This window comes from Mesorhizobium sp. f-mel, from assembly GCF_053850215.1.
The window spans coordinates 59,093-75,435 of the sequence record NZ_JBSPTO010000008.1; the positions used below are offsets into that span (position 1 = coordinate 59,093).

Below are 16,343 nucleotides of genomic sequence, written 5' to 3' on the forward strand. Positions count from 1 at the left end.
TCAGGCAGCGTCGCCGAACGAGGACTGGATGATCTTTTGCTCCGTCAGCTCGTCGCGACGAAGGTTGGCGACGATCCGGCCGTTCTTGAAGACGTAGATTTGGTGGCAATTGTCGAGCTCTTCGGTTTCCGTGGTGTACCAGAGGAAGGTGCGGCCGCGGCCGGCCTCTTCGCGCACGAGGTCGTAGACCTCGAGCTTGGTGCCGATATCGACGCCGCGCATCGGGTCGTCCATCAGCACAATCTTTGCATCGGAACCGAGCGCCCGGGCAAACAGGGCCTTCTGCTGGTTGCCGCCGGACAGCGAGAAGATGTTGTTGTTCATGTCGGGGGTGCGGATGCCGATTTTCTTTTGCCAAAAGTCGGCGAGTTCGGCTTCGCGCTGCGGCGAGATCAGCAGGCCGTTGCGCAATCGCTTCAGCGAGCGGATGCCGATGTTTTGCGCAATCGACCATTGCGGGAAAATCCCGTCCGACTGCCGGTCCCCGGCCACCAGGGCCACCGGCGCGGTGACCTCGATGCCGGTTTTGGCGCGCGCCGCGGCGGCGAAGATCGCCAGCAGCAGATCGGTCTGTCCATGGCCGGCCAACCCGGCAAGGCCGATGATCTCGCCAGCATGCGCCACAAGTTCGTTGCCGTCCTCTTGGCGCGCTGGGCGGGCCCGGACCCGCAACGGCCCGGTCTCCGGCTTTTGAGTCGCGATCTCGGCCGCTATCTTCTCACGCGCTTCCGCTCCACCCATGGTCGTCACCAGCCTGTCGCGATCGAAAGCCTTCGCCGCATCTGACGCAACGACCCTGCCGTCGCGCATCACCACGATGCGGTCGGCATGCTGCAGCACCTCGCCCAGAACATGCGAGATCAGGATGCAGCTCCGGCCAGTTGCGACAAAGCGCCGGACGAAGGCCAGCAACTGGCCGGCCGTATGCGCGTCGAGCGAGGACGTCGGCTCGTCGAGGATCACCAGCTCGAGCGGATCCTGCGTCACCGTGAAGGCACGCGCCACCTCGACCATCTGCCGCCTGCCGATGGAAAGGTCGCTGGCGATGTCGGAGGCGGAGATGCTGTGGCCCGGAAATATCTCGTCGAGCTTGGCCGCGATCAGATCGGCCGCCTTGCGCCGCCAACCGAGGCCGCGCAGCGCCGGGTGGTTGATACGCGTGTTCTCGGCGACGCTGAGGTTCGGGCAGAGCGAGAGTTCCTGGAACACGCAGCGTATACCGAGCTGTTGCGAGCGCGGCACCGAATAATTGTCCTCGACATGGCCGCGCACCGCGATCCGCCCGCTGTCGGGCACGAGTGTGCCCGCCACCATATGCATGAGCGTCGACTTGCCCGCGCCATTATGGCCGACGAGGCCGACGCACTCGCCGGCGCCAACGTGGAAATCGACGCCGGCGAGCGCCCTGACGGCGCCGAAATGTTTTTCGGCTCCGTCCAGTCTGATGATGTCCATATTGGCGGCGCCGAAACGTTTTTCGGCGCCGTTCAGTCCGACGATGTCTGTGTTATCCTCGGGCATCCCTAGCGATGTCCAGTTAGCAATGCAGCTGACAACGTGCCACGCTCACTTGACGTTGGCTTTGATCGCCGCGATGGCGTCTTCCTGCGTGTATTCGTGGCTGGCCACACCACCCTTGGGGATTTTCGGCAGCGCGGCCTCGAAAGTATCCTGGGTGAAGGCGAGGTATGGCACCAAGAGATCATGTGGCACATCCGTGCGGCCGTCGAGCACCTGTTGCGCCACCCAGAAGGCCAGCGACGATACGCCTGGCGCAATGGATGCCGACCAGGTCTGGTAGCCGTCCTTGTCCTTCTGTTCCTTCCACCATTGCAGCTCATCCTGACGATTGCCCATGATGATGGTCGGGCGCGGTTTGCCGGCGGCGGCAAAGGCTTGTGCCGCGCCATAGCCGTCGCCGCCCTGATCGACGACGCCGACGATTTCAGGCAGCGACGGCAGGATTGTCGCGACAGCCTTCTGTGCTGTGGTCTGATCCCAGTCGCCGGTCACCGAACCGACGATCTTGAACTTGGGATGAGCGGCGACGCCTTCCAGAATCCCGGCATGGATGGCGTCATCGATCGACGTGCCGGCAAGGCCGCGGATTTCCAGCAGATTGCCGCCCTCGGGATGGAACTTGGCCATCTGCTCGACTTCCTGCCTGCCCATGTCCTTGAAGTCGACGACCACTCGATAAGCGCAGGGCTCGGTAACGATGCCGTCAAAGGAGACGACGACGATGCCGGCATCGCAGGCCTGCTTGATGGCGCCGTTGAGCGCGTCCGGCGAGGCGGCGTTGATGACGATGGCGTCATAGCCTTGCAGGATCAGGTTCTGCACCTGGGCCGCCTGGGTCGGCACTTCCTTGTCGGCCGTCGTGAAGATGTCCGCGGCTGCCACCACCCCGTCGGCGACCGCCTTCTTGGTGACGATGGCATAGCTGTTGAGCATCGCCTGTCGCCACGAATTACCGGCATAGTTGTTGGAAAAGGCGATCTTCTTGTCGCTTGTGTCGGCCAGCGCGGTGCCGGACGCTAGCATCGCCGCGAAGGCGGCCAAAACGAATATTCTCTTCATGTCATACTCCTCCCATGGATTGATGGTCTTACTGATGGCTGATACGTTCGCGACGTTGTTTTTTATCTATTATCAGACAAATGCAGATAGGCAGCAAGCTGTCAACAGCAATCCGTCCCGACGATCTACTTGCGGTGCAATGATTGAAACGGGTTCGGCTCCTGGTCTAGGGATGGCACTGGAGACCGATTGAATGGCAGCGACGCCAAACCTTGCCCCGGGTGCACCCGGCATTCCGGCGCGCTGGACGTCGAGCGCCAAGAGCGGCGTCGGAACCGCGCTTTCTCGGGCCTGCCCTATCTGGTTCACGATCAGCCACGGCATTCTCAACGAGGTCTATTATCCCAGCCTCGACAGCGCCTGCACCCGCGACATGGGGCTGGTCGTCACCGGCCCCGGCGGCTATTTCTCGGAAGAAAAGCGCGATGCCGTGCACAGCGTCGAGCCGTTCGAGGATGGGGTGCCCGCCTACAGGCTGGTCAACACCGCCGCCGACGGCACCTACCGGATCGAAAAGCGTATCATCACGGATACGAAACGCCCCGTTTTGCTGCAGGAAATCAGCTTCACGCTGCTGAGAGGCCCAGTTGCCGACCACCGCGTCTACGCACTGCTGGCACCGCACCTGGTCAACGCCGGCATGGGCAACACCGCCTGGGTCGGCGACTACGAGGGAAGGCCTGTCCTGTTTGCGTCCGGGCGTCGCGTCTGCCTGGCGCTCGCCTCGTCGCTGCCCTGGGGAGCATGCTCGGCCGGCTATGTCGGTGTCTCCGACGGCTGGCAGCAACTGCGTCGTGACGCCCGGCTCGACCCGGCCTGCCGAAGGGCCGAAGACGGCAATGTCGCGCTGACCGGAGAAATCGGCTTTTCGGCTGTGAACCCAAAGGCCTTGCTGGCCCTGGGTTTCGGAACGACGCCGCAAGAGGCGGCGGAAAATGCCTCGGCCAGCCTGAAGCGGGGTTTTGAGCCCGCAGCCCAATCCTATGTCAAGAAATGGCGGGATTGGCAGGCTGGCTTGCTGCCGCTGGACCGGCATGTAGCAGGGATCAACACCTATCGCGTCAGCACAGCGGTTCTGGCGACGCACCGGTCATCCGACGGAGCAGCCGTCGCCAGCCTGTCGATCCCATGGGGCTTCAGCATGGGCGACGACGATCTCGGCGGCTATCATCTGGTCTGGCCGCGCGATCTGGTCGAAACCGCGGGCGGCTTCCTGGCCGCCGGCGATCCGGCGCAAGCGCTTGAGATCCTCGCCTATCTCCGCGCTATCCAACAGTCGGATGGGCATTGGCCGCAGAACGCCTGGCTCGACGGAACAGCCTATTGGCCCGGCATCCAGATGGACGAATGCGCCTTTCCATTGCTGCTCGCCGACGCGCTCCGCCGCGCAGGGCACCTGGCAGACGCCGCGTTGCTCTCCTTCATGCCAATGATCGAGCGCGCCGCTTCCTATGTCGTGCGCAACGGTCCCGTCACCGGCGAAGACCGCTGGGAAGAGGATGCCGGCTACAGTCCGTTCACGCTCGCCGTCGAGATCGCAGCACTGCTCGCTGCGGCCGACATGTTCGACGTTTGCGGCAAAGAAGAGCCGGCAAACTATTTGCGTGAAACCGCCGATGTCTGGAACGACCAGATCGAGCGCTGGACCTATGTCACCGGCACTCCACTCGGCGAAGAGGTGGGCGTCGCGGGCTACTACGTCCGCATCGCGCCGCCCGACACCGCCGGCGCGGCGTCGCCGAAGGACGGCTATGTGCCGATCAAGAACCGGCCGCCCGGCGATACCGACCGGCCGGCCGAGGCGATCGTCAGCCCGGATGCGCTGGCGCTTGTCCGCTTCGGCCTCAGGGCTGCCGGCGATCCGCGCATCGTCGACACCGTCAGGGTTATCGATGCGCGGCTGCGATGCGACCTGCCGCAGGGGCCCGTCTGGTATCGCTATATCGGCGACGGCTATGGCGAACATACCGACGGCGCGCCGTTCGACGGGACCGGCCAGGGCCGGCCCTGGCCGCTGCTGGTCGGCGAGCGCGCCCATTACGAACTGGCGGCGGGCCGCAAGGACAAAGCAGCGAGCCTGCTGAAGACGTTTGAAGGCTCGGCCGAGGCTGGCGGCCTGCTGCCGGAGCAGGTCTGGGATGGTCCCGACATGCCGGAACGCGAGCTGTGGCACGGCCGACCATCGGGCAGCGCCATGCCGCTGGTCTGGGCGCATTCGGAGCACATCAAGCTGCTGCGTTCGCTCAGTGACGGCGCGGTCTTCGACATACCGCCGCAAGGCGTGAAGCGCTACATTGATGACAGTAGCGTGGCGCCGCGACGGACATGGCGCTTCAACAACAAGGCCCGCACTATGCCCGCCGGCAAGATGCTGCGCGTCGAGCTGCTGGCGCGGGCGGTGGTGCATTGGAGCAGCGACGATTGGGCGACCGCCCATGATGCCGCGACGATCGAGAATGCCTTCGGCATCCATTTTACGGACCTGCCCGTTGCCGATGTTTCGCCGGGCAATACGATCGTCTTTACTTTTTTCTGGTCCGATGCCGGCCGTTGGGAGAATGTCGACTTTTCCGTCGGCATCGGCGAGCCGGACTAGAGCATGATCCCGAACCGAAGGTCAGCGTAGCAACAAGTGGAAACCGGTTTCGGAAAAGATCATGCTCCAACGACAGAGCCCGTAGATCTTCTATCCCTCAAGAACCAGGACGAGAAACATGCAGATCGGAATGATGGGACTGGGCAGGATGGGCGCCAACATGGTGCGGCGCCTGCTGCGCGATGGCCACGAATGCGTGGTCTACGACATCAACCCGGCCAGCGTCGCCGCCCTTGTGACGGCTGGTGCGATCGGAGCGGCCTCGATGGAGGAGTTCGTCGGCAAGCTGACCAAGCCGCGCACCGCCTGGCTGATGCTACCGGCGGCGATCACCAGCCGGATCGTCGACCAGGTGGCGGACCTTATGGAGCCGGGCGACATCATCGTCGACGGCGGCAATTCCTATTATCACGAGGCTGTCGACCACGCAGCGCGCCTGGCATTGAAAGGCTTGAACTACGTCGATGTCGGCACCAGCGGCGGCGTCTGGGGCCTCGAACGCGGCTATTGCCTGATGATCGGCGGCCCTGACAGCGCGGTCCAGCATCTCGACCCGGTCTTCGCGACACTAGCGCCCGGCGCCGATGCCGGGGTGCCGGCCCCTGGGAAGGCTGCAGGAACCGCCCCCTTCGGCTATCTCCATTGCGGACCGAGCGGCGCCGGCCATTTCGTCAAGATGGTCCACAACGGCATCGAGTACGGCGTCATGGCCGCCTATGCCGAGGGCATGAACATCCTGAAGTCGGCAAATGCGGGCAAGAGACAGCGGACGGCCGACGCTGAAACCAGTCCATTGGAAAACCCGCAATACTACCAGTTCGACATCGATATCGCAGAGGTGGCCGAGGTCTGGCGGCATGGCAGCGTCATCGGCTCCTGGCTGCTTGACCTCACGGCCGGCGCCTTGAAGGCCGACTCGGCGCTGACGCAGTTCGGCGGACGAGTCTCGGATTCAGGCGAAGGCCGCTGGACCTTGAAGGCGGCGATCGACACCGGGGTGCCAGCGCCGGTTCTGTCCTCGGCCCTGTTCGACCGCTTCTCCTCGCAAGGCGAATCCGAATTCGCCGACAAGCTGCTGTCCGCCATGCGCTATGCCTTTGGCGGCCATGTCGAAAAGCCGAAGACCGGCTCGTGACAGGGAAGGCACGCTCATGAACCAGGAACGGTCCGACACGCTGGTGCTTTTCGGGGCGACCGGCGATCTCGCCCACAAGAAGATATTCCCGGCACTTTACACCATGGTCGCCAAGGGAACGTTGACCGAGCCGGTGATCGGCGTCGCTTTCGACGCCTGGGACGTGAAGCAGTTGCAGGCGCGCGCCCGCGACGGCATCGTCAAGGCCATCGGCAAGGTCGATGAAAAGATCTTCGCGAAACTTGCGTCGCTGCTTCGTTATGTCAGCGGCGACTACCGTAGCGCCGCGACCTTCGAGAAGCTGAAAAGCGCGCTGGGAACCGCACAGCACCCGCTGCATTATCTGGCGGTGCCGCCGACCATGTTCGAGACGGTCATCCAGGGGCTGGAACAGTCGAGCGCGGCCCAGGGCGCGCGCCTGATGGTGGAAAAGCCTTTCGGCCACGATCTGCAATCGGCGCGCTGGTTGAACCGGGTCCTGCACCTGGTATTCGAAGAGCAGTCGATCTTTCGCATCGACCATTATCTCGGCAAGGAGGCGATCCAGAACCTGCTCTATTTTCGCTTCGCCAATTCTTTTCTCGAGCCGATCTGGAACCGCAATTTCGTCGAGAGCGTGCAGATCACCATGGCCGAGGATTTCGGCGTCGAAGGCCGCGGCCGCTTCTATGACGAGGTCGGCTGCATCCGCGACGTCATCGAGAACCATCTGCTCAACATCCTGCTGCTGCTTGCCATGGAGCCGCCCGTTGGCCGCTCGGCCGACGATCTGATCGACGAGAAGGTGCAGGTGCTGCGGGCGATCCGGACGCTGACCAAGGACGATGTCGTGCGCGGCCAATTCAAGGGCTATCTCCGCGAGCCGGGCGTCGCGCCGAATTCGCCGGTCGAGACCTTTGCGGCGGTGCGGTTTTTCGTCGACACCTGGCGCTGGCAGGCCGTGCCCTTTTTCATCCGCGCCGGCAAATCAATGCCGGTGCACGCCACTGAGGTCATCGTCCGGCTGAAGCGGCCGCCGCTTAATGTCTTCGACCCTATCAAGCCTGACGATGCCAACTACGTGCGCTTCCGCATCGACCCGCAGGTGGCGATCTCGATCGGCGCCCAGCGCAAGGCTGCCGGTGACGACATGATCGGCGAGCAGGTCGAACTCACCGCGCTCGACGACAGCAAGGGCGACATGCCGCCCTATGAGCGGCTGATCGGCGACGCGATGAACGGCAACGGCCAGTTGTTCACCCGCCAGGACGCCAGCGAACTCGCCTGGCGAATCGTCGGCCCGGTGCTCGGCGACACCACGCCGCCTCATCTCTATGAGCCGGGGACATGGGGGCCCGCCGATGCGATGGCCGGGTTCGGACCGCCGAACGGCTGGATCAATCCGGCGAAATGAACTCGAGAGGCGACGCAATGGCCAAAGCGGCGAAAAAGCCTGCACCGGACAGCGAGAAGATCGTACTTGCGATCGATATTGGCGGCTCCCATGTTAAGATCCTCACCAGCGCCGGCGGCGAGGAGCGCAGAACCGATTCCGGACCCGGCCTGACGCCGCAGCAGATGATCGCGGCCGTGCAGACGCTCGCCGACGGTTTGCCCTACGACGTCATCTCGATCGGTTATCCCGGCCCGGTGCACCACAACAGGCCGCTGACCGACCCCGCCAATCTCGGCAAGGGCTGGGTCGGATGCGACTTCGCAACGCAGTTCGGCAAGCCGGTAAAGGTGGTCAACGACGCGCTGATGCAGGCCGTCGGCAGTTACGAAGGCCGGCGGATGCTGTTCCTCGGCCTCGGGACGGGGCTCGGTGCTGCGATGATTGTGGACAATGTCGCCCAGCCGATGGAACTCGCGCATCTTCCCTACAAGAAGGGCGGCAGTTTTGAGGATTATGTCGGCGAACGCGGCCTTGAAAAGCGCGGAAAGAAGAAATGGCGCAAACACGTGTTCGACGTCGTCGAGCGGCTGCGCGCCGCCATGCAGCCTGACTATGTGGTCATCGGCGGCGGCAATGTCGACAAACTGGACGAATTGCCTGCCGGTTGCAGGCGCGGCGACAACACACGCGCCTTCGAAGGTGGGTTTCGACTGTGGCGCGACAAATCCCTGATCGTCTGATATTATGGGGGTTTAGGGCCAGACCTGTTGATCTGGCCCAGCCGTTAGTATTGTTATTCAAAATAATGTGTGGCGTGGTGCGCCGTCATTGCGTTACGCAGATTTGCCGACTAGGAATTCTGCGACCCCACTAACGGAGAAAATAGATTGACCGACGACAGCAACAAAGCCCGCAAGGACATCGACCTTCTCGAGCTGACCGCTCACATCGTGTCCGCTTACGTCGAGAAGAACCGCTTGCCCGCTTCCGGCCTCGGCGATCTCATCGCCAGCGTCAGCGCGTCGATAGGTGGGCTCGGACAACCCGCCGCTCCGGTGGCAGCGCCGCTGATTCCGGCGGTCAATCCCAAGAAATCGGTGACGCCGGACTACATCATCTGCCTCGAAGACGGCAAGAAGTTCAAATCCCTGAAGCGCCATATTGGCGTTCATTTCGGGCTGACGCCGGATGCTTACCGCGCCAAATGGGGCTTGCCGGCCGACTATCCGATGGTTGCCCCCACCTACGCGGCCTCGCGCTCGCAGTTGGCGAAGGCGATCGGTCTTGGCCGCAAGGCCGCCCCGCCGGCGCCGGTCAAGAAGACCAGGAAGCCCAAGGCCACGGTCTGACACGTCATTCGAAGCCCGGCAAATGGAAGCCTCGAAGATTGGCGCGAAGGAACTCGACCTGTGCGCCAAAATAACCTCTCTACCTCCGCCATTTACAATTAGCATGGTAGCGCGAAATCTTTGATCCAGAGCCGATTTTTGCGCGCGCCCCGCACCGAACTGCGCTAAAAGCGCTGTGGTCGGACCAGCGCCCGGGGCCATTCACAAATGACATCGGAACCCGATGGATCGCGCTATGCCGCCTTCCGCCACAAACCCTTCCTGAGCTATTGGGCGGCGCGCTTCCTCTCCACATTCGCCACCCAGATCGTATCCGTCGCCGTCGGCTGGCAGGTGTACGACCTGACCCGCGACCCGTTCGATCTCGGACTTGTCGGCATTGTCCAGTTCCTGCCTTCGCTGCTGCTGGTGCTGGTCACCGGGGTGATCGCCGATCGTTTCGGACGCCGGCTGATCATGGCGCTGACGGTGCTGCTGGAGGCGATCTGCGCACTGGCCCTGTTGCTGCTGACGCTGCGCGGCCTTAGCGGGCCGGGCTTGATCTTCGGCGTGCTCGCCATGTTCGGCATCGCGCGCGCCTTCTTCGGACCGGCCGCAGCGTCGCTGTTCGCCAACCTCGTGCCGCCAGAGGATTTCGGCAACGCGATCGCCTGGAATTCGTCAGCCTGGCAGACGGCGACCATCGTCGGACCGGTCGCCGGCGGCCTGCTCTACGGGCTTTCGGCGGAAGCGGCATACGGCACCGCAGCCGTTCTGATGTTTGTCACCGCAGTGCTGGTCTTCAGCATCCCGAAGCCTGCCCAGCGCAGCGAGACCGACAGGCCGACGATGCAGACCCTGTTTGCCGGCTTCGGCTATATCTGGAACGAAAAGATCGTGCTCGGCGCCATTTCGCTCGACTTGTTCGCCGTGCTTTTGTCCGGCGCCACGGCACTGCTGCCGGTCTATGCGCGCGACATCCTCGAACTCGGCCCATGGGGCTTGGGACTGTTGCGTTCGGCGCCGGGGATCGGCGCCATCTGCGTTGCCATCTGGCTGGCCGGACATCCGATCCGCAATCATGCCGGCGTTGTCATGCTCGGCTTCGTCGCGCTGTTCGGCGCCTTTACCGTGCTGTTCGGCCTCTCCACAATCACCTGGCTGTCGATCGCAGCGCTCGCCTTGCTCGGCGCCACCGATATGTTCAGCGTCTACATCAGAGAGACGCTGATCCAGCTATGGACGCCGGACAAGGTTCGCGGCCGCGTCAACGCCGTCAATCAGGTTTTTGTCGGTGCGTCCAACGAGCTCGGCGAATTCCGCGCGGGCACCATGGCGGCATTGATCGGCACCGTGCCCGCGGTGGTGATTGGCGGCGTCGGCGCAGTCGTTGTCGCCGGGCTGTGGGCGGTGCTGTTCCCGCAACTGCGCAAGGTGCGGCACCTGAATGGCCGAAACTGATCCGGGGCACACTGATCCGGGGTACGGGACTGCGAGTCCCGAATGACCCCGCGCTTGCCACGTAGCGCCGCTTTCCAGCAGCTCCCAAGCGTAAACGACGGCCGGGAGAACATCGCGAGCATAGAAAAAGAGCACTGTGACCGTAATTCCTTAACTGTAGTTCCTTAGGAAGAGGTAATCCGCAGCATCATGTTTCGCGGAGCTTCGACTGTTAAATCGGTTTAGTTCGATGTTTCGCGTGAGATAACATTCTATGTGCGTCGCGTTCGTATCCGTGGCGCTTTGCCTTAGACATTATTTCCGACTCTATGTCCTCAATGGTCGCCCCCACGGATATTTTGGCCGGGATGTTGTGGAAAACATCGGCGATAATATGTGCGTCCTCCAGCTTATCGCTCGCTCTGATTTCCACAAACACAACGCCAAGAATATATAGCATCTCGGCATAATATTTTATAAGCTTAATGTTTTCCGTTTCCATGGCAATTGTCCGTCTCCGACCCTCTGCCTTCAGATTCATTGTCAGCTGTGTTACTGTCGCTATCACTTTCGCTATCTTTTTCGGCTTTCTCTGCCTTATCCTTTTCGGCTTTGTCCAAATCCTTTTCCCAAGGAGCGATATCGTCGCGTACCCCCAAATCATCGACAGGGATCACGTCATCTGGCTTGAATAGTCAGTTCTCCAGACCTTCGAGCAGCGTGAGGAAGGCGGCGTCCAAGGGATTTGGGCCGACTTTTTCGAGTTGGAACAAACCTTCCATGGTCAACATGGTGATGCCATGGACTTGCGCCCAACAGGCTGCCGCGCGACCCCGCACGTCGCGCTTGCGCAGCACGCCCTCGGCCTCGCCCCGCTCCAGCAATGCGATCACCACGCCAAACACAGCGAGCGCCCTCTCGCTCAGATGCACGTCCGCTGCCTTGCCGGCCTCCGCGCTGAACATGAGCCGGTAGAGACCCGGATTTGAGGTTCCAAACCGAACATAGGCCCGGCCGACGGCGAGAAATTCGTCCCGCCAGGAATTTGCCCCTCTTGGCTTTGCCGTCGTCATCGCCTCATGCAGCCTGTCGAATCCCAGCAGCGCCATTTCGGCAAGCAGGGCGGCTTTGTCCGGAAAGTGCTTGTAGGGAGCGGCATGGCTGACGCCGGCACGGCGCGCCACTTCCCTCAGAGTGAACTGCCAGCCCTTGTCCTCGTGCAGCATGGCCATGGCGGTCTCGATGATCGCGTGCCTCAGATTTCCGTGGTGGTAGGGCCGATCGGTGGCTTCTTGCATGCTGGCTCACAAAGTTATCATCAGAAACATTGTTGACATTGCCTACTTTCGGGCTTATGTCAATGCCTGGAAGTTAACGCTGTCAACATTGGAGCCTGCTATGAACACCGTTGCAAATGAAGTCGGAACCCGTCTCGCCCTTACTTATCAGCGCGCGCAATCGGCGCATCCTGCCCTCCCGGACCGGCCGAGAGCGGCACACTCCAAACGGAGCCTAGCGATGATCAACCTCATCGGTGGTGTGGTGGCATTCGGCCTGGCCGCGTCTCCGCTGCATGCCGGTGAACTGTCGGCCATGGCGGGGGAGAGTATCCGTATCGGCGGCCTTCATGGCGTCCTCTACTACACCAACGACAATGACGGCTATCGGGTGATCGCAACGATGGCGGATGGTGAGGCCGGGGCTCCGGTGCGCTTCTCGGCCACCCTCGCCGAAGGGCAGTCGGCCACCATATCGGTGCCGGGAAAATTGGGCGAACCTGACCAAAGCCTCGAGATGTCGCGCTCGGGCGACAAGCTTACCGTCACCGAGGTGGGATCGGTGTCCGACCAGAAAACTGGGGCCATTGCCGAGTAATGGCATCACTAGGTCGCCGGGGCGTGCGCCACATCTCCATTTGTGCGCACGCCTGCAGCCGGTAATCCAGCACAAAGAAAGTGATTTCCATGAACAAGACCAATCTTGGCGTCGCCCTGGTGACGGGCGCATCCACCGGCATCGGCCACGCAACGGCCAAAGCCCTGCAGAATGCCGGCTTTCGCGTGTTCGGAACCAGCCGTCGCGCGGTCGCCGAACGATCCGACGGCATTACCATGCTGACCTGCGACGTCACCGATGACGCGTCCGTGGCGAAACTGGTCGATGACGTTCTGGCCGAGGCCGGGCGTATTGATCTGCTCGTCAACAATGCCGGCATGGGTCTGCTTGGCGGCGCGGAGGAGTCCTCGATGGCCCAGGCTCAGTCGTTGTTCGACGTGAACGTCTTCGGCGTTTTCCGCGTGACCAACGCAGTGTTGCCGACAATGCGCCGCCAAGGAAAGGGCAGGATCGTCAATTTGAGCTCGGTGCAGGGGTTCATCCCAGCTCCCTATTTCGCGCTTTATGCGTCGACCAAACATGCCATTGAAGGCTATTCCGAATCCCTCGACCACGAACTGCGCCCGTTCGGAGTTCGCGTCGTGCTGGTCGAGCCCGCCTATACCCGTACGTTATTCGAAGACAATCTCGCCAGGCCGGATCAGTTGCTTGATATCTATGACTCTGCGCGCGCTGGCATGAATGTAGCCGTGCGGAAGGCGATGGAAAAAGGCGATGCGCCCGAAGTGGTAGCCAAGACCGTATTGGCGGCTGCGACTGATCCCGCTCCTAAGAGGCGCTATCCGGCGGGAAAAATGGCGCGCCAGGTCAGTTTCCTGCGCCGTTTCGTCCCGGCATCCGCATTCGACAAAAGCCTGCGTAAGCAGAACGGGCTGCCGGTCTGACGTCCACGTCAACGACTGCTGCTTCGGTCGAACCGGCAAGCCAGGCTGCTGTCGCTCGGTTCACCGTTTCGGCAGGCAGACCTTGCCGTCCAGTGGGCTGACGAAACTCTTGGCGCATTGTCGGCTCCGGCGGTGGCGGGACTTGGAATCGGTGGCACGAATCCGGACACCTGAAGCCGCAGCGCCTCGTCCCCAAAGACGGCGATACAAAATTAGATCAATAGTTTGCGTTTATAGACGCAAACTAGATCAGGACAGCGCGGGCTTACCGAAGATCGTCTGCAGGAATTCGCCGAGCCAGCGCTTCAGATGCATGTCCCAGATTAGCCGGCCGCCGAGATGGTCGCGGCCGGGCTGCGCGCCGGGTAGTTCGAAGCGATGCGCGCCGCGAACGACCCAGCGCTGCATCATCGCCCTGGTCAATTCGCCATGGAACTGGATGCCCCAGGCATTGTCGCCATAACGAAAGGCCTGGTTGGGATAGGTTTCGGCCGTCGCCAGCAGCGTCGCATCCTTCGGCAGCGAGAAGCCCTCGCGGTGAAACTGGTAGACCATCTCAGGCCAGTGCATCAGCTTCTTGCCGTCCTCCGTCGCCTTCAGCGGATACCAGCCGATCTCGACCAGCCCCTCGCCATGACCCTCGACCTTGCCGCCAAGGTGGTTGACCAGCATCTGCGCGCCGAGGCAGATGCCGAGCAACGGCCGGTTCTCCCGGAGCGGAACTTTCAGCCAGTCGGTCTCGCGGCGGACGAAGTCGTCCTCGTCATTGGCGCTCATCGGTCCGCCGAACACCACGGTTCCGGCATGACCGTCCAGCGTTTCCGGCAAGGCGTCGCCGAGCGGCGGGCAGCGGAGATCGAGGTCGAACCCCTCTTCGATAAGCATGTGGCCGACGCGCCCGGGGCTCGAACTCTCCTGATGCAGCACGATCAGGATTTTTGGTCTCGGCCTCGGCGTGGATGGCATGGGTATCCTGTCTATTCGTCGCTCGACGTTCCAGTAGCGCCCGGCGCTTCGGCGGCCGCCTTGCGGCGTGCCTCGACGCGGTCGTGGCGTTCGACATCCATCAGCTCGGCGACCCGCCAGACGATATTGTCCTCGAGTTCGTGCAATTCGCCATCGGCATAGACGATCTCCCACATCAGGCCGATGAAGGCTTTTCGCGCGTCTGGATCGAGCTGACGCTTCAAAACACTGGTGAAGGCGTAGAGGTCGATCGCCTCATTGTCAGCCCGCTCTCCGGCAGCGGCAAGCGCGTCGAGCTCGTCGCCGCTGATCGAATAGCTTTTCGCGAGCACCGCCTTGAACCGCTCCCATTCGGCATCCTGACGCACGCCGTCGGCACTCATCACATGGTAGAGAAGGGCGGAAGCGGCAACGCGCGGATCATCGGCGTTGTTGCGGGCGCTGCCAGCTGCCGGCAGGTCCTTCAGAAACGACAGAACGCGTTCGAACATGTGATTCCTATTTCCCATCGGCCAAAACTATCAAGCTCAGCCGAATCAAAACAATCGAAACTTGCGTGGTGATTTTTGGTCTTCCTCGTCCGGATCGACGCCGGGATCGTCGGGCAGCCGGGCCAGTTCCTCCGCCGGTTCGACAGCTTCGGCATCCGGCGGCACCGCGGCAGACGCCGTGGCGTTGACCGGCGCAACATCGTCTTCGCCACTTTCCGAGGCCGCCGCGGTGGTCGGTCTTTCGGCCGAACCAGCGGGGTTCAGCTCGATCACATTTTCTTTTGCCGGCTCGATGGGCGCCGCAATCGTCGGCACTGCGGCGTCCGGCGCGTCCTCATCACTGTCGATGAGCTGGCCGAGCCGCTCCATCGGCGCCCGCCACTCGAAGGCGTCGAGCTTGCCGGTGATCGGCGACACCGGCGCCCAGCGTTCGGAGACGACGCCGTCGGCAACCCAGGCAGGATCGCGCGGTGCACGCACTGCCTTGGACAAAAGCTGCCGCACCTTGCCCTGATCGCTGGTCTCGGCCTCCTCAATGTCGGCCAGAAGCAGATAGGCGCCTTCGCGGCGATCCATTCCAATGGCCGCCTCGGCCTCTTTGCGGGCGGTTGAAAAGTCCTGCGCGTCGAGTGCGGCGCGCGCCACCGCCAGCGACGATTCGGCGTGGTTCTTCTTCATCTCCTGCAGCTTCTTCGCCCGGTTCAGGCGGTCGAGCACGGCATCGCCCGGCCGGGCGTGGGTGTAAAGCTCCGCTATCTCCGGATGCGGCTCGGCTTTCCACGCCGCTTCCAGTATCTTCGCGCCCTTGCGCACATCATTCTGTCTGAACAGCAGTTTGGCTGCGATCACCGCCGCCGGCGCGAAATCCGGCCGCAGCCGGTTGGCCTCGAGAGCAGCGGTTTTGGCGGCATTGGGATCGCTGTCGATCAGCGCCTGCGCCTTGGCAGTGAGCAGCACGGCGCGACGCCGGTTGGCGGCGTCGCGTTCGATCTGGCGCGTCGATTTCTGCGCCTCGACCAGTTTCAGCGCGCCGTCCCAGTCGCCGCGCCCGGTTAGATCTTCCAGCGTCGATTCGGCGGCCCAGGCCAGTTGCGGCGCCATTGCGGCGGCGCGGCCGGCATAGTGCCGCGCCGCGTTGCGATCGCCGAGGCGCTCGGCCTCGAGGTAGAGCCCGCGCAGGCCGAGCAGCCGCATTTCGGGATCGTCGAGCATGGTCTCGAACTTTTCGCGGGCACCCTCGTGGTCGCCTTCGAGCAGCGAGGCTTGCGCCTCGAGCAGGTGGATCAGCGGCTCCTGGTCGGAGCGAATGAGCTTTGCCGCTTCCTTGGTCTTCTTGCGGGCGAGCGCTCCGTCACCGGCGCCGGCGGCGATCATGCCGGTCGACAGCGCCTGATAGCCACGGTCGCGACGGCGCACGCGGAAATAGCGCGATATGGTGTAGGGGCTGTTCCACAGCGCCTTGAGCAGCCACCAGACGATCATCACCGCGGCGACCACGGCGACAACCGCCACCGCCGCCACCATCAGGCTGACCTGGTATTGATAGCCGCTGAAGGTGACGACCATCTCGCCCGGCCGGTCGGCCAGCCAGGCGAAACCCAGCCCGAGCACGAAAACGACGGCGAGGAAAAGCAGAATGCGAATCATCGGGT

Annotated in this window: 15 protein-coding genes; 8 read left to right on the plus strand and 7 right to left on the minus strand. The window is 62.8% G+C overall.

What is annotated here, in order from left to right:
• On the minus strand, positions 1-1,521 hold the full coding sequence (locus ACWUKX_RS12930; protein ID WP_456007118.1) for a sugar ABC transporter ATP-binding protein: 1,521 nt from the start codon (positions 1,519-1,521) through the stop codon (positions 1-3).
• Between the two features lie 45 nt (positions 1,522-1,566).
• Complete coding sequence (locus ACWUKX_RS12935) at positions 1,567-2,580, minus strand: substrate-binding domain-containing protein (RefSeq protein ID WP_456007120.1); 1,014 nt, start codon at positions 2,578-2,580, stop codon at positions 1,567-1,569.
• A 193-nt stretch (positions 2,581-2,773) separates the two neighbouring features.
• On the opposite strand from ACWUKX_RS12935, the gene ACWUKX_RS12940 reads away from it, so the two are divergent.
• The 6 genes from ACWUKX_RS12940 (at position 2,774) to ACWUKX_RS12965 (ending at position 10,475) form a co-directional block, all read left to right on the plus strand.
• Complete coding sequence (locus tag ACWUKX_RS12940; RefSeq protein ID WP_456007122.1) at positions 2,774-5,176, plus strand: glucan 1,4-alpha-glucosidase; 2,403 nt, start codon at positions 2,774-2,776, stop codon at positions 5,174-5,176.
• 118 nt (positions 5,177-5,294) lie between these two features.
• Complete coding sequence (gene gnd, locus ACWUKX_RS12945; protein ID WP_455848996.1) at positions 5,295-6,311, plus strand: phosphogluconate dehydrogenase (NAD(+)-dependent, decarboxylating); 1,017 nt, start codon at positions 5,295-5,297, stop codon at positions 6,309-6,311.
• 16 nt (positions 6,312-6,327) lie between these two features.
• The gene (gene zwf / locus ACWUKX_RS12950) at positions 6,328-7,704 is read left to right on the plus strand and encodes a glucose-6-phosphate dehydrogenase (RefSeq protein WP_456007124.1); all 1,377 of its coding nucleotides are present in this window, start codon (positions 6,328-6,330) and stop codon (positions 7,702-7,704) included.
• 17 nt (positions 7,705-7,721) lie between these two features.
• Positions 7,722-8,426: an ROK family protein gene (locus ACWUKX_RS12955; RefSeq protein WP_456007126.1), complete on the plus strand. Its 705-nt coding sequence runs from the start codon at positions 7,722-7,724 to the stop codon at positions 8,424-8,426.
• 147 nt (positions 8,427-8,573) lie between these two features.
• The gene (locus ACWUKX_RS12960) at positions 8,574-9,035 is read left to right on the plus strand and encodes a MucR family transcriptional regulator (RefSeq protein ID WP_029349266.1); all 462 of its coding nucleotides are present in this window, start codon (positions 8,574-8,576) and stop codon (positions 9,033-9,035) included.
• A gap of 207 nt (positions 9,036-9,242) precedes the next feature.
• Positions 9,243-10,475: an MFS transporter gene (locus ACWUKX_RS12965; protein ID WP_456007128.1), complete on the plus strand. Its 1,233-nt coding sequence runs from the start codon at positions 9,243-9,245 to the stop codon at positions 10,473-10,475.
• A gap of 211 nt (positions 10,476-10,686) precedes the next feature.
• On the opposite strand, the gene ACWUKX_RS12970 is transcribed toward ACWUKX_RS12965, so the two are convergent.
• Together ACWUKX_RS12970 and ACWUKX_RS12975 are read right to left on the minus strand one after the other, a co-directional pair.
• Positions 10,687-10,956, minus strand: a complete 270-nt coding sequence (locus ACWUKX_RS12970) for a hypothetical protein (RefSeq protein WP_456007130.1) — start codon at positions 10,954-10,956, stop codon at positions 10,687-10,689.
• Between the two features lie 193 nt (positions 10,957-11,149).
• A complete protein-coding gene (locus tag ACWUKX_RS12975; protein WP_456007131.1) occupies positions 11,150-11,752 on the minus strand; it encodes a TetR/AcrR family transcriptional regulator in 603 nt (200 codons plus the stop codon).
• 220 nt (positions 11,753-11,972) lie between these two features.
• Between ACWUKX_RS12975 and ACWUKX_RS12980 the strand changes: the two genes are divergently transcribed.
• Both ACWUKX_RS12980 and ACWUKX_RS12985 read left to right on the plus strand, forming a co-directional pair.
• Complete coding sequence (locus ACWUKX_RS12980; protein ID WP_455848991.1) at positions 11,973-12,329, plus strand: hypothetical protein; 357 nt, start codon at positions 11,973-11,975, stop codon at positions 12,327-12,329.
• Between the two features lie 89 nt (positions 12,330-12,418).
• Positions 12,419-13,234, plus strand: coding sequence for an oxidoreductase (locus tag ACWUKX_RS12985; RefSeq protein ID WP_287336324.1), 816 nt, complete (start codon positions 12,419-12,421; stop codon positions 13,232-13,234).
• Positions 13,235-13,483: 249 nt separating this feature from the next.
• On the opposite strand, the gene ACWUKX_RS12990 is transcribed toward ACWUKX_RS12985, so the two are convergent.
• Genes ACWUKX_RS12990 through ACWUKX_RS13000 form a run of 3 tightly spaced genes read right to left on the minus strand, consistent with a single transcriptional unit; the run spans position 13,484 to position 16,338 of the window.
• Entirely contained in the window at positions 13,484-14,200 is a 717-nt protein-coding gene (locus ACWUKX_RS12990) for a glutamine amidotransferase (RefSeq protein ID WP_456007132.1), read from the minus strand.
• 11 nt (positions 14,201-14,211) lie between these two features.
• On the minus strand, positions 14,212-14,691 hold the full coding sequence (locus ACWUKX_RS12995) for a tellurite resistance TerB family protein (protein WP_456007134.1): 480 nt from the start codon (positions 14,689-14,691) through the stop codon (positions 14,212-14,214).
• A 45-nt stretch (positions 14,692-14,736) separates the two neighbouring features.
• Complete coding sequence (locus tag ACWUKX_RS13000) at positions 14,737-16,338, minus strand: heme biosynthesis HemY N-terminal domain-containing protein (protein WP_456007136.1); 1,602 nt, start codon at positions 16,336-16,338, stop codon at positions 14,737-14,739.
• Between the last annotated feature and the right edge of the window lie 5 nt (positions 16,339-16,343).